At 60.9% G+C, this 12,399-nt stretch carries 21 protein-coding genes; 10 read left to right on the top strand and 11 right to left on the bottom strand.

Annotated features, from left to right (window positions below):
- The first annotated feature begins 106 nt into the window (after window positions 1–106).
- The 4 genes from LJF34_RS02930 (at window position 107) to LJF34_RS02915 (ending at window position 1,854) form a co-directional block, all read left to right on the top strand.
- Window positions 107–295, top strand: coding sequence for a hypothetical protein (locus LJF34_RS02930; RefSeq protein ID WP_231183131.1), 189 nt, complete (start codon window positions 107–109; stop codon window positions 293–295).
- A 67-nt stretch (window positions 296–362) separates the two neighbouring features.
- A complete protein-coding gene (locus tag LJF34_RS02925) occupies window positions 363–587 on the top strand; it encodes a hypothetical protein (protein WP_007977383.1) in 225 nt (74 codons plus the stop codon).
- A 38-nt stretch (window positions 588–625) separates the two neighbouring features.
- Window positions 626–1,057, top strand: a complete 432-nt coding sequence (locus LJF34_RS02920) for an SRPBCC family protein (protein WP_231183130.1) — start codon at window positions 626–628, stop codon at window positions 1,055–1,057.
- A complete protein-coding gene (locus LJF34_RS02915) occupies window positions 1,054–1,854 on the top strand; it encodes a carbon-nitrogen family hydrolase (RefSeq protein ID WP_231183129.1) in 801 nt (266 codons plus the stop codon). The genes LJF34_RS02920 and LJF34_RS02915 overlap by 4 nt, the downstream gene beginning before the upstream one ends.
- A 29-nt stretch (window positions 1,855–1,883) precedes the next feature.
- Here the strand turns inward: LJF34_RS02915 and LJF34_RS02910 are convergent, their stop codons facing one another.
- The 4 genes from LJF34_RS02910 to LJF34_RS02895 form a co-directional block, all read right to left on the bottom strand.
- On the bottom strand, window positions 1,884–2,483 hold the full coding sequence (locus LJF34_RS02910) for an archaellin/type IV pilin N-terminal domain-containing protein (RefSeq protein ID WP_231183128.1): 600 nt from the start codon (window positions 2,481–2,483) through the stop codon (window positions 1,884–1,886).
- 206 nt (window positions 2,484–2,689) lie between these two features.
- The gene (locus LJF34_RS02905; RefSeq protein WP_231183127.1) at window positions 2,690–2,926 is read right to left on the bottom strand and encodes a UPF0058 family protein; all 237 of its coding nucleotides are present in this window, start codon (window positions 2,924–2,926) and stop codon (window positions 2,690–2,692) included.
- A 217-nt stretch (window positions 2,927–3,143) separates the two neighbouring features.
- Entirely contained in the window at window positions 3,144–3,323 is a 180-nt protein-coding gene (locus LJF34_RS02900; protein ID WP_231183126.1) for a hypothetical protein, read from the bottom strand.
- A 91-nt stretch (window positions 3,324–3,414) separates the two neighbouring features.
- Window positions 3,415–3,609, bottom strand: a complete 195-nt coding sequence (locus LJF34_RS02895) for a cold-shock protein (RefSeq protein ID WP_066145339.1) — start codon at window positions 3,607–3,609, stop codon at window positions 3,415–3,417.
- Between the two features lie 180 nt (window positions 3,610–3,789).
- Here LJF34_RS02895 and LJF34_RS02890 point away from each other — a divergent pair, with 180 nt between their 5' ends.
- From LJF34_RS02890 to LJF34_RS28830, 3 genes are all read left to right on the top strand, one after another.
- The gene (locus tag LJF34_RS02890; RefSeq protein WP_231183125.1) at window positions 3,790–4,992 is read left to right on the top strand and encodes a putative manganese transporter; all 1,203 of its coding nucleotides are present in this window, start codon (window positions 3,790–3,792) and stop codon (window positions 4,990–4,992) included.
- Window positions 4,993–5,070: 78 nt separating this feature from the next.
- Window positions 5,071–5,340, top strand: a complete 270-nt coding sequence (locus tag LJF34_RS02885; RefSeq protein WP_231183124.1) for a hypothetical protein — start codon at window positions 5,071–5,073, stop codon at window positions 5,338–5,340.
- Window positions 5,337–5,471: a hypothetical protein gene (locus tag LJF34_RS28830; protein ID WP_255665586.1), complete on the top strand. Its 135-nt coding sequence runs from the start codon at window positions 5,337–5,339 to the stop codon at window positions 5,469–5,471. The genes LJF34_RS02885 and LJF34_RS28830 overlap by 4 nt, the downstream gene beginning before the upstream one ends.
- Window positions 5,472–5,498: 27 nt before the next feature.
- Here LJF34_RS28830 and LJF34_RS02880 read toward each other — a convergent pair whose 3' ends face one another.
- From LJF34_RS02880 to LJF34_RS02860, 5 genes are all read right to left on the bottom strand, one after another.
- Window positions 5,499–6,227, bottom strand: a complete 729-nt coding sequence (locus LJF34_RS02880) for a ferritin-like domain-containing protein (protein ID WP_231183123.1) — start codon at window positions 6,225–6,227, stop codon at window positions 5,499–5,501.
- A 166-nt stretch (window positions 6,228–6,393) separates the two neighbouring features.
- On the bottom strand, window positions 6,394–6,675 hold the full coding sequence (locus LJF34_RS02875; RefSeq protein WP_231183122.1) for a winged helix-turn-helix domain-containing protein: 282 nt from the start codon (window positions 6,673–6,675) through the stop codon (window positions 6,394–6,396).
- Window positions 6,676–6,819: 144 nt separating this feature from the next.
- Window positions 6,820–7,125: a hypothetical protein gene (locus tag LJF34_RS02870; RefSeq protein WP_231183121.1), complete on the bottom strand. Its 306-nt coding sequence runs from the start codon at window positions 7,123–7,125 to the stop codon at window positions 6,820–6,822.
- 58 nt (window positions 7,126–7,183) lie between these two features.
- Window positions 7,184–7,459: a winged helix-turn-helix domain-containing protein gene (locus LJF34_RS02865; RefSeq protein ID WP_231185034.1), complete on the bottom strand. Its 276-nt coding sequence runs from the start codon at window positions 7,457–7,459 to the stop codon at window positions 7,184–7,186.
- Between the two features lie 61 nt (window positions 7,460–7,520).
- Entirely contained in the window at window positions 7,521–7,805 is a 285-nt protein-coding gene (locus tag LJF34_RS02860) for a DUF357 domain-containing protein (RefSeq protein ID WP_231183120.1), read from the bottom strand.
- 113 nt (window positions 7,806–7,918) lie between these two features.
- On the opposite strand from LJF34_RS02860, the gene trxB reads away from it, so the two are divergent.
- Window positions 7,919–9,247: a thioredoxin-disulfide reductase gene (gene trxB / locus LJF34_RS02855; protein ID WP_231183119.1), complete on the top strand. Its 1,329-nt coding sequence runs from the start codon at window positions 7,919–7,921 to the stop codon at window positions 9,245–9,247.
- A gap of 71 nt (window positions 9,248–9,318) precedes the next feature.
- On the top strand, window positions 9,319–9,648 hold the full coding sequence (locus tag LJF34_RS02850; RefSeq protein ID WP_231183118.1) for a hypothetical protein: 330 nt from the start codon (window positions 9,319–9,321) through the stop codon (window positions 9,646–9,648).
- A gap of 10 nt (window positions 9,649–9,658) precedes the next feature.
- Here LJF34_RS02850 and LJF34_RS02845 read toward each other — a convergent pair whose 3' ends face one another.
- Complete coding sequence (locus LJF34_RS02845; protein ID WP_231183117.1) at window positions 9,659–10,879, bottom strand: inorganic phosphate transporter; 1,221 nt, start codon at window positions 10,877–10,879, stop codon at window positions 9,659–9,661.
- Between the two features lie 243 nt (window positions 10,880–11,122).
- Between LJF34_RS02845 and LJF34_RS02840 the strand changes: the two genes are divergently transcribed.
- On the top strand, window positions 11,123–11,422 hold the full coding sequence (locus LJF34_RS02840; protein WP_231183116.1) for a hypothetical protein: 300 nt from the start codon (window positions 11,123–11,125) through the stop codon (window positions 11,420–11,422).
- 90 nt (window positions 11,423–11,512) lie between these two features.
- On the opposite strand, the gene LJF34_RS02835 is transcribed toward LJF34_RS02840, so the two are convergent.
- On the bottom strand, window positions 11,513–12,352 hold the full coding sequence (locus LJF34_RS02835) for an MBL fold metallo-hydrolase (protein WP_231183115.1): 840 nt from the start codon (window positions 12,350–12,352) through the stop codon (window positions 11,513–11,515).
- Between the last annotated feature and the right edge of the window lie 47 nt (window positions 12,353–12,399).

Here is a 12,399-nt window from a genome sequence, read left to right as displayed (position 1 = left end):
CCGTTCCTAGAGAGCGGGGTCAAAAAGCTCCCGAATCGGCGGCGTAACGGGGTGGCCATCGTAGTGAGTAGAATGAACTAAGTCATCGCTCTAGAAAATGGAACGTATGGCAGGAACACAGACGGTGACGACGGATATGGGAATGGGACTTTCCGTGCTGTTCGTCCTCCTCGCATTCGTCGGCGCAGCGGTAATGTTTGTTACACCGGGAACGGAAACGGCCGCGTGGGGCTTTGCAACAGCGATAGTTTCGGGTGTCCTCGCAGTGGCGGCGAGTCACCTCTATCAGAACTGATCCGCAATCGACACTTGTTCGGCGGAGGATAATGGTTAAGGCCGTCAGGCGCGTAGTGGGGCTGAGGATGACAGAGTTCAGCAACGAGGAGCAGCGTATCCTCGAGTTCCTGCGCGAGAGCGTGGCAGGTGGTGAGCGCTACTTCCGCGCAAAGAACATCGCCAAGCACCTCGGACTCTCATCGAAGCAGGTCGGGTCTCGGCTCCCTCGATTGGCGGAAAAGTCCGAAGACGTGGATATCGAGAAGTGGGGTCGCGCCCGTTCGACGACGTGGAAAGTAAGTCCGAGTTAAGTGGCTGGCTTTTTACCGCTACAGCCTAATCTAGTCGTATGACTGTCCGGGTAGAGCGGACCTTCGACCTTCCGGTTCCGCCGGAAGAAGTGTGGGAGTTCATCGCCGACCCAAAACGCCGAGCCGAGGCTATCAGCGTGGTTGCGGACTACGATGCCGAGGCCGGCGGGAGAAAGGCGACGTGGCACATCGAGCTTCCGATTCCGTTCGTGAACAGAACGATTCCGGTCGAGACCGAGGACGTGACCCGCGAGGAACCGCGATACGTGAAGTTCGTCGGTCGCTCCTCGGCGATGCGCGTCACGGGGGAACACAAGATAGAGGAGACGGAAGCCGGGTGCAAACTTCACAACCGGTTCGTCGTCGAGGGAAGCGTACCGGGCATCGAACGCTACTTCAAAAAGCATCTCGACGAGGAGCTGACGAACTTGGAGTCCGCGCTGCGCGAAGAGGTCGGTGTCGTCTCGTGAAACTCGCGCTCGCACAGATCGCCATCGAAGGGGGTGACGTGGCGGAGAACGTTCGTCGCGCGACCGAGGCCATCGAATCGGCGGCGGAACGCGGTGCGGACCTCGTCGCACTCCCCGAGATATTCAACGTCGGCTACTTCGCCTTCGAGACGTATCAGCGAAACGCGGAACCGCTCCACGGGCCGACGCTCACGCGCATCTCCGACCTCGCGGACGAACACGATATCGGCGTCCTCGCGGGAAGCATCGTGGAGGATCTCTCCGAGACGACGGACGAGACGCCCGCTGAGGAGGGCCTCGCCAACACCTCCGTCTTTTTCGACCGTGATGGAAACCGAGCGGCCGTGTATCGAAAACACCACTTGTTCGGCTACGAGTCGGCCGAAGCGGAGATGCTCGTCCCCGGCGAATCGCTCGGCATCGCCGAGTTCGAAGACGTGACCGTCGGGATGACGACCTGCTACGACCTTCGATTCCCTGAACTCTATCGCTCCATCGCCGAGGCCGGCGCGACGCTGGTACTCGTCCCGAGCGCGTGGCCGTATCCGCGCGTCGAACACTGGCGGATACTCACGCAAGCGCGTGCGATCGAGAACCAGTGTTTCGTCGCGGCGATCAACGGGTCCGGGTCGTACGAGGATGCGACCCTCCTCGGGCGATCGTCGGTGTACGATCCGTGGGGGACGTTGCTCGCTGGAACGGGCGACGAACCGGAAATCGTGATCCGGGACATCGATCCGGAGCGGGTAACGCGGGTCCGCGAGGAGTTCCCCGCGTGGCACGATAGGCGGCGCTAGCCGGGCGAAAAAATGACAAAGGGGTGTGGTTATAGCGCGATTGCGTGACTGTCCGACAGCGTTTCGGGAATGCTGTGGTGGTACGTCACCGCGCCGGCGTTCGTGACGATCTTGAGGGTGAACTCCTGGCGTTCCTGGAGGCCGTCGGTCATCTTTCCAGTGTTGAGGACGATTCGGAACCGGTCGGCCCGATTGACGAGGACGGGAAGCGTGTCGTCGTTGTCGCGAATCGCTTCGATGGTGAAATTCTTCTTGTCCGGCGTGCTTCCGTTCACCAAAATCAGTCCGTCGTCCGGTCCGAGCCATTCGATCGTCGCCGTTGAAAGGTTGATGTCGCCCGAACCGGACCCTTTCATCACTGTGAGATTGACGTAATCAACTACGTGTTGATCCATCGAGGAGTTGTACGTCACGTTCCCGGTCGTGCTGATCACGTGGACACGATTTGTGACCTGTGCTGTACTCTGCGTTCCTGTTCGCTCGGATTTCGACTGAAGGAAGCCTGCCGTGTTGATGAGGACACCGGCCGCGATAGCCGCGACCAGCACCATCGCGATGAACACGATGAGCGTCCCGATGCCGACTTGACCTCGTTCCGAACGAAAGATATCTATCTTTTTACTAGTCATGTTTGTTGTCTTTCGGTTTTTGTTTGATATTTGTCAGTCCACTACTGGACGAGTACGGCCAGGAAGCTATTATAACCCACAGACTGTTATCATGTTTGATAACCCCACACAGTTGGGAATTTTTCACTTTTCGTCCGGAACGTCGGAAGGGAAGAAAGCGTCGCCACTAGAAGTTCAATTATCGTCGAGAACCGGCACTTCGTCGCTTAGTCTGCTTGGGGTGCGACCGCTTCGCGTTCGGTCGCACGCATGCCGGACGTGATAGCCTCGGACAGCGCAAAAACAGCCGCTTTGTGGTCTGTTTTTGATTTATGAATGGACGTCGGTCGTACACCGAGAGAGTCGTAATCGTCCAGCGAAATCTGTTTTCCGTCCTGTACTTCGAAATGATTGCCAACTTCCGCAAGCAGGCCGTGAAGGTGGATGAGCTCCTGCTTCTTCATAAGCACACGAACGTAACGGTTGCAGGGTTATATTATTATCTTGAGTCCCGTTAGCACGGCGTATAGTCAGTGATTCGGTGGTTTCCGAACGGTATCGAAAATGACTCCGGCACCGTCCACTCCCCGAACGGCGTATCCTCGACTACGGGGAAAGCGGGAAGCTGAGTAAAAGCGGCTTGTCGTTCGAAACCGGCCTTTGACCGAGTATAATCGAAGCTTACTGGAGTTGTTTGAGCGTCTGGAGGTCGCGCTCGGTCCGGGTGAACTCCGATGTTCGTCGGGTCGCATGACAGTTCGGGCAGTGGAACTGTCGCCGAGGTTCCGGCAACTCGTCAGGGCTGGATTCCCAGTGTTTTCCGCATTCTGGACAGAGCAACCGAACATAGGTTTCCACCATACCCCCTATATCGGTCGGATAGGAGAAAAATCTTGTTGGTCCCCCTGTGAATAGAGCTTCCGCTATGCGTGGTTCGTCGAGCGAAACCCGTTCAGAGCCGTTCGAGATTCGTCGCTCGTGGTCCTTTGTCCGCCTGTTCGATGTCGAATTCGACTTCCTGTCCCTCCTCTAAGTCCGGGCCGCCGACATCTTCCATGTGGAAGAACACGTCGTCGTCCGCGTCGTCAGTTTCGATGAAACCGTAGCCGCCGGTGTCGTTAAAGAAGGTTACCGTACCTTTCGCCATTGCAGGTAGACAGAACGGGGTGACGGGCATAAAAATTACGGCTATTGCTATCGTGTACCACGCGTGACCGTCCCAACCCCCAACAATTAGCTAGAGCAAAGATATATGGGGTTATAGACTAAACTCTGATTTAGAGATGTCTAAAACGTCTGTATTTACGGTCGTGAAAGCGTAGTAACCATGAACGAGATAATAGAGATACTCCTCGCATCCGTGCGGGACGGCTACGTGCAAGTGAGCGCGTTCGTCGCGGTTACGGTTCTCCTCTTCAGCCTCGTCCAGTACCGAACGAACGGCGCGCTCGTCGAACGGCTCTCCGAAAACGAGCGTCTCCAACCGCTGTTCGGCGCGCTCATGGGACTCACTCCGGGCTGTGGCGGTGCGATCGTGATGATGCCGTTGTACGTCCGCGGCACGGTCAGCTTCGGCACCGTCGTCGCGACGCTCATCGCAACCGCCGGTGATTCGGCGTTCGTCATCCTCGCCCTCGCCCCGAAAGCGGGGCTGTACGCCTACGCCGTCGCGTTCGTCACGGCTATCCTATCCGGCTACGCCATCGACCGCTTCGGAATGGGTGTGGGCCGAATCGACCGTGCCGTTGCGTCCTTCGGACGAACCGCGACCGACGGCGGGTTCGCCGCGGACGGCCCGGGAAACCCAGGCGGCAACCCGTCACACGATTACGAGGCCGGGTGTGAAACCGGAACCGCACGAACCTCGTCCGTTTTGACGCCGCTGAGTCACGCGGTCCACGCCGTGTGGTGGGTTTCCGCAGCCGCCGCGCTCGTCTTGGGAGTCATGTACCTCCTCGCGAGTGCACCGGACGTCCCGCTCGCGCTGAGTCCCACCTTCGCCGGGGCGTTCACCGTCGTCGGCGTGACGGGAACGATACTCTCGTTCTACCTCTACTTCGTCGGGCGACACTACCTCGGCGACGGACACGTCGGACGCGCCCCCGAATCGTTCGCCGACGGCTACGCGACGCTCACGCACGCCGCGATGGAGACCAGTTTCGTCACCGTCTGGGTGCTCGCCGCGTACCTCCTCTACGAGTACGGTATCCTCGTCTTCGGCATCGACGTCGGTGCGCTCGCCACGGCGGCGGGCCTCCTCGCACCGATTGCAGGGGCCGTCGTCGGACTGATTCCCGGTTGTGGTCCGCAAATCGTGCTTGCCAGCGTGTACGCCGAGGGTGCTATTCCGTTCTCCGCGCTCACCGCGAACGCCATCAGTCAGGACGGCGACGCGCTCTTTCCCCTCATCGCCATCGACAAGAAAGCCGCAATCGTCGCGTCCATCTACACGACGGTACCCGCACTCATCGTCGGCGTCCTGCTCCACGTCCTCTTCGGACCGATGACCGGGTTCGGCGTCCTCGGGTGAAGCGCTCGGCGATTCAGAATCTTTTTATGAGTTTGTGGTACCACTAGGTAATAGAATGGGTTCGAATCGGAGGCAGAGATGACGGTTTCCACGACGCAAGCGCTCGCGGCGAGCCTCTCCGGTCTGACGCTCGGCGCGGCGTTCATGCCGACGATTCGCGGACTCCTTCGGCTCGGGTTCCTCCCCGAGCCGTCGTTCCTCGCCGCCTTCGGCACCGCGGCGCTCGTCTCGACGGGCGTGGCGCTCTGCGCCGCCGAACTCTCCGACGAGTCGTACGATTTACGCGACCTCTCGACGCGTATCAGCCGACTGGACGACCGCGTGAGTGACGGCGGTGAGCGACGATGACGCCCGCGACACCCCCCGTCGTCCCGTTGACCGTCGAATCGACGGCGTTCGCCGTCCTCGTCTGGGGGTCGATACTGCTCGTGCTGGTGACTGCACTCTACGTCTCGGTCGTGACGCTCGCCGAAAAATAGAGGGGAAAACCGAATGATTCGTGTCGGTTACTGAACGATGAACTGACCGGCGATCTCCTTCACTTCCTCCATCGACTTCGCCTCGTCGAAGGCGTTCGGGTACGGCGAAACGCCGTTGAGCGCGTTGAACGACGCCGCGTGGCGCGCTTCGACGCTGTGAATCGAGAGCGCCGCCGACAGGAGGTCGCCGTTCCGAATGGACGGGGCCGCACCCGCGTAGGCGGCGACGCCCGTGTTTTCGAGCGCCTTCGCGATGCCGAGGAACTCGGCGGGCGTCTCGTAGCCGAAGTCGTATTCGGCCGCTTCGACGGGGTCGCCGCCGAGTTGCTCGATGACCTTCGTGAGTTGGTCGACGTGTGCCGCTTCGTGTTCGCCGACGACCTTCACCTGGTCGGGAATCTTCATACGGATGTCGTCACAGACGCCGCAGCCGAGGTCCGCGTTCACGAAGTCCTCGTCCGAGAAGTCCTCCAACCCCTTCGCGTAAAACGTCGCTTCGAGGTGTTCGAGGGTGAGCGCGTAGTTCAGGATGTCTACGTCGGTCGTCTCGTCTTTCGTGCCATCTCCGTTGCTCATGGAATCATCATCTCCTTTGTCGCTGTCACCGTCTTCCGCGCCGACGACGCTGATACCTGCCCCGGTCAGCCCCACCGCCCCGACGGCCGCCGACCCCGCGAGGAACCCACGTCGTGACGTGAGTTGTTCCCGCGCCGTTTCACCGATGTTTCCGACCGCGTCTTGGCTATCATCTGGCATGGTTGGAACGTGCGCTTCGACGCACGCTTTCACCGAGGGGAGAGCATTTAAAGAAAATTTTCCGGACTGTCACCCAAATTCATCTGAAATCCGTTTTCGAGCCCCGTTCCCCGTGGATACGCGTATTGGCCGGCGAGCGATTTCGTGCTCGATGGACTCACCCTCGTCACGACACCGTTCGAATGATCCGCTCCACTTCCTCCCAGTTCCGTTCCGTCTCCGCTGACGGGGCGTACCTCGACCCGTACTCCTCCGTCTCGATTTCGATCAGTTCGTGTTTGACGAGGACGTCGAGGTGGTGTCTGACGGTGCTGTAGTCGATTCCGAGGTCGGTCGCCAACTGGTTCGGGTTGCGCGGTTCCTCGGCGAGTTCCGCCAGCAGGGACGCCCGTCGAGCGCCACCGCGACTGCCCGAGAGGACGTACCACAGCTTTCCGCTCTCGGTCATTGCGAATACTCCGCTTCACGTGGGGACTGACGCGTTCGAGCTGTCACGGACGTTCGATACGGACGCCACGACCCTTGCTATGGAGTGGCTAAACGCGGATAAACGGTCAGTTCGTCCGAGAGGAAACGGTCGAAATCGGGAAAATCAGTCCCACGTCACCCACGTGAGAAACACCAGCGCGAGGAGTTCGAGGACGTGAAGCGCGAGCATCGCTTTCCACGCGGGGGCGGGAACCTTGGTTGCGAACCAAACGGACAGCACGTTGTCCCACGAGTAGACGTAGAACGCCAGCGCGTTCTGTGCGAGCAGCAGGACGGAGAACACCGACAGACCGAGCGTGTGCTTGGACTGGAACTGGCGGTAGTTGTCGAGCCAGACGTAGCTCAAGCCGAGGAGTAACACCACGTTGAGCGCCGTGGAAACCCGCGCGACGTCTATCCAGATTCCCATCCGTCGTACCTCCTTTGTAATCGCTCTCGCATATATGCTTTCCCAGATTCGGCCATACTCATTCCACCTGTTCGATGATTTCTTCGACCGTTTCCCAGTGTCGCCGCGTTCGGTCGGTCAACAAGTACACCGCACCGTAATCGTCGCCGCTGTTTTCGACGATACCGTTGTCCATGAGAACGTCGAGGTGATGCCGAACCGTCTTGTAATCGAGGTCCAACTCCTCGGCGAGTTGGTTGGCGTTCCGTGGTCGCTCGTCGATGGCTCGAACCAACCGAACGCGGTTGGCTCCGCCACGGGTGCCGGTGAGCACGTACCAGAGGACGCCCTCCATCACCCCCAACCGAAACACCCCGCCCACGTAAGCGCATCGCCCTACTGATTCAACGAACGGGCTATACCGTGAACAGATGTCCCTCGCGGGGAACGTCGAACACGCCGATGCGCGCCCCGGCGTCGAGCCACGCGTGACCGTAGGAAAACGAGGCGAGCGCGTTGACGAAGTCGTCCTCCTCCTTGAAGTGCCGCCCGTCGTCCAAGTACGACTGAGCCATCTCCCGACAGTCCACCGCCGCCTCGCCCATCGGCGTGTCGGTCGGCGCGGCGATTTCGGCGGCGTCGAGGGCCTCGGACAACAGGCGTTCGTAGCGGTTCGTCTTCTCGATCAAATCTGCGGGCATACGGTCGAATCGTGGCGGAGCGGAGGTAAGCGCTTCGAGCCATCCCGTCCGCGAAACCGGAAAGCACGGGAGACAGCGCAAGGTAAATACACGACGACGAGTGATATTGCACCATGAGCGAAGAGCCTCGCGTCGAGATGTATACAAAGGAGAACTGTTCGTATTGCGAGAAGGCAAAAGACCTCCTCGACGAGAAGGGAGTAGAGTACGAGACGTACAACGTAACGGGCGACGAGGAACTGTTCGACGAGATGGTCGAGCGCGCCGACGGGCGCAAGACGGCACCGGAAGTGTTCGTCGACGACGAACTCGTCGGCGGGTGGGACGAAACCAGCGCGCTCGAACGGGACGGAAAACTTGACGAGAAGTTGGGATTGGCCGTCGCCGACGGCGGGGAAACGGACGTGGAACATCGTAAACTCATCGTCTCGGGGAGCGGAATCGCGGGACTGACCGCCGCCATCTACTCCGCGCGGTCGAACAACGACCCGCTCGTCCTTCAGGGCGACGAACCCGGCGGACAGTTGACGCTGACGACGGACGTGGAGAACTACCCCGGATTCCCCGACGGCATCAGCGGGCCGGAACTCATCAACGACATGCAGGAACAGGCCGAGCGATTCGGTGCCGAGGTGAAGACGGGAATCATCGAGGACGTCGACGACACCTCGCGTCCGTTCCGCGTCGAACTCACGAACGGCGACGTGTACACGACCGACGCGCTCATCGCGGCCAGCGGCGCGAGCGCTCGAACGCTGTCGATTCCGGGCGAGGACGAACTGATGGGCTACGGCGTCTCGACCTGTGCGACCTGCGACGGCGCGTTCTTCCGCGACGAGGAGATGATCGTCATCGGCGGCGGCGACGCCGCCTTCGAGGAGGCCACCTTCCTGACGAAGTTCGCGAAGAAGGTGTACCTCGTCCATCGCCGCGAGGAGTTTCGCGCGGAGGACTACTGGCAGGACCGCCTGCAGGAGAAGGTCGATGACGGCGACATCGAGATCATGAAAAACACCGAGGTGACCGAGATTCGCGGTTCGCCGGAGGAGGGCGTGGACCACGTCACGTTGGTGTCGAACCCGAAAGGGAAACCGTCCCAGAAACTCGACGATCCCGAAACCGAGGAGTCTCACTTCGACGTGGGTGCGGTGTTCCTCGCCATCGGCCACACGCCGAACACGGGCTACCTCGAAGACACGGCCGTCGAACTGGACGAGGAAGGGTACATCCGGACGGAAGGCGGCAAGGGAGGCGGCCAGACGAAGACGGACGTGCCCGGCATCTTCGGTGCGGGCGACGTGGTGGATTTCCACTACCAGCAGGCCGTGACCGCCGCCGGGATGGGTTGTAAGGCCGCCCTCGACGCGGACGACTATCTGGAGACGGCCGAACTCGGCGAAGCGAGCGCCGTCCACGAGGGCGCGGCGGCCTCCGACGACTGACGAGGGCATTCCGTTTTTCGAGCGGCAGTGCAGCCACAGCGCTTAGTGTATCGACGCGAGTAGTGACCCGCATGGACTTCGACCTTCGCGTTTCAGAATTGGATCCGTTTCGGGGACGACTCGAAAAAGCGCAGGAACGGGTGTTCGAACTACAGGCAGGAACGAGGGTCGACTCGGACGAGTTCTTTTCGGAGGAGTTCATGCGGGGTCACACGCAGTTCGATTCGTTTCGCGCCTTCTACCGGGAGAGTCCGTGGAACATCGACGAGGCGAGTTCCATGGACGAACTCCCGAAGGAACGCCTCGACGGCTACGTCGCGGAGACGACGGCGTTCGAGACGTGGGAGGAGATGAAAACGAGGGCCGCACAGGCGGAGATACTCGACCAACTGCACTCTTGATCGAAACCGGTTACGTGAATCCGGGAATCATCGCCAGCACGCGATACAGACCGAAACTGATGAATCCGGCACCGACCATCGAGAACACCCACGCGCCGAGCGTGTAGCCCGCTTTCGACGCCGAAACGCCGCCGCCGGACCCCGAGGAACGGACCACCAACCCGGCACCGACGATGCTCGAGATCATCACCTTGTTGAACGAGATGGGAATTCCGAGAACGATGGCGAGTTGGGCGATGAGGAACGCGGGGATGAGCGCGGCGATGGACCGGCGCGGTCCGAGGGACGCGTACTCCTGCGAGACGGCCTGAATCAGGCGCGGTGCGCGGGTCCACGCGCCGACGAGGATTCCGAGGCCGCCGAGCGCGAGGAGGTACACCGCCGACAGGTGGAGGTCGGTTTCGAAGATCGATTCGAGCGGTCCGGTCGCCAGTCCGACCTGCGTCCCGCCGCTCGTGAACACGACCATGAGGCCGAGGACGACCAGAAATCGGTTGATTCCCTTCTCCTCGTCGTCCACGAGCGCCCATCTAGTGACGAGAACCGAGAGCAATCCGACCACGACGCTGATGACGACCATCCCGAGGGTGTAGCTCCCGAAGACGTGGTCCGGAAGCAGGTGCCAATCGGTCGAGAGCGCGCGGGCGATGGACCCCGGCGCGCCGTTCGCTTTCGGCGTCACCGTCAGTTGGATGTTGGCGACGGCGTAGCCGACCAACCCGGCCAACAGGGGAATACCGATGGATTCCGGCATCGACTCGCTTCTGAGCGTCCGAGCGACGCTGTAAGCGATGATGGCGTTCGCGACCGGAATCGTGAACCAGAAGGCGAGGATTCTGACGTACTCGTCCGTCGCGAATCCGCCGCCGAGGGAGATTCCAGCGCCGACCATCGCGCCGGTGACGGCGAACGCCGAGGGAATCGGATAGCCGCGCGTGTTCCCGATGGTGATGAGCGTCGCGGCCGTCAACAGGGCCGCCGCCGCGGCGACGGGCGTTATCGTCACGCCGGTCACGAGGTCCTTGCCGATGGTTTCGGAGATGCTTCCCCCTTGGACGATGGCACCGAGTCCGGCGACGAGGCCCACCAAAAGCGCGGCGCGGAGAACCGACAGTGCGTTCGCTCCGACCGCCGGTGCGACGGGGGCCGAGTTGCTGTTCGCGCCGACCGTCCACGACATGAACAGCGACGCCGTCAGTGCGACGGCGACCACGAGAATGAGTGATGCCATTATGGCTGTTGGGTGGGTTCAGCGGCCAGTTTTTTCACTAACCTGATACAGTGATTTCTCTCGCTCGAATTCATCGCTACTGCCTACCGATTACAGCGTTAAGTGGCCTTTGGTACGAATTCCCGCGAATTGGTTCGACAAAAGTTACGAATGGATTGTACCGATACGGACACAAATTTGAACCCGAGGTCGCCCGCAGTCGGCATCCACAGACCCTTAACGCTTCACGTCAAAACGAGGGGTATGGTAGATACCGACTCGGTCGAAACGGAAACGTACACCATCGAAGGACCGGACGGAAACAACGACGAAATCGAACTTCCGCCGGGACTCATCGACCTCCTCCGCGAAGAGGACGAGTCCCGAGAGACCGTCGTCGGCGACATGGCGATCGTCTCGTTCGTCCAGCAGGCCCACGCGGCGGTTCACCACACGCAGGGCGAACCCAGCGATGACGTCGCCGCCATCGAGGAGAAGGCACGGGAACTGTTCGAGGAGCGAATCGGGATCACGTTCGAGCAGGCGACCGGACACTCGCACTGACCGATAGAGAACTCGACGGTTCGCCGTTTTTGTCGCACGCTACAGGGAAGAGCGATAGCTTCGAAAACGATACGTCGAAACGAAGGCGGCTTACGGCAGGTCGATCCGGTCGCCGATCTCCACGATTTCGAGCGATTCGGGGTAGTCGTAACTCCGCGTGTGGTCGAAGAGCGCGGTCGGGTCCGCCGTCAGCCCCTTCCACATGTCCCAGTGGGTCGGCAGTAGGCAGTCCAGTTGCAGGGAATCCGCCGCGTCGACGATTTCGTTCTCGTCGCTGTACCACTTCGTGTACTTCGGCTCACCGGTCTCCTTGTCGGGAATCCACCCGTCCGACCCGAAGGCCAACACGCCGAGGTCGATGTCGTACTTTTCTCCGATGGTGTCGAGTTCGTCGCCGGGTTTGGTGTCGCCGCCGTGGAAGAACGTGGTCGACCCGTGTTCGATGACGTACGAGACGGGGTGTGTCGCATCGGCGTCGTGGGCGGGTTCGACATGAATCGTGAACTCGCCGACATCGAAGGTGTCCCCCTCTTCTATCTCCACGAGTTGGTCGTCCGACACGTCCCACCCGTCCAACCATCGCTGGTCGTCGTACGCGACGGCGAGGCTGTCGTCGGGTGCGTAAAACGACGCGCCCGTCGATTCGAGAATCGGCGCCTGACTCTCCCCGTCGACGTGGTCGGAGTGTTCGTGGGTCGCCAACACCGCGTCCGCTTGCGTCACGTCGTCCGGGTCGAACGGAACGGGAACCATGCGGACGGTTCGCGGCGGGTCGCCGGTTCCGAGGTAGGGGTCGATGAACAGCGTCGTTCCGTCGCTCCCTTTCAACGCGAACCCGTTACAGCCGAGATACCAGAGCGAGATGCCTTCCGGCGTCGCGTCTTCGATCGCACGTGGAAGCCAGTCTCCCCAGTCGCTGTGAGTCGCCATACGAACACTGTTCGGCAAGCGCGCGTAAACCTTGCGTTCGTTTCCGC

Source organism: Haladaptatus sp. DYF46, assembly GCF_021083305.1.
Taxonomy (GTDB): domain Archaea; phylum Halobacteriota; class Halobacteria; order Halobacteriales; family Haladaptataceae; genus Haladaptatus.
The sequence above is the reverse complement of the archived record's forward strand: the minus strand, read 5'-3'. Positions and strand labels throughout refer to the sequence as shown.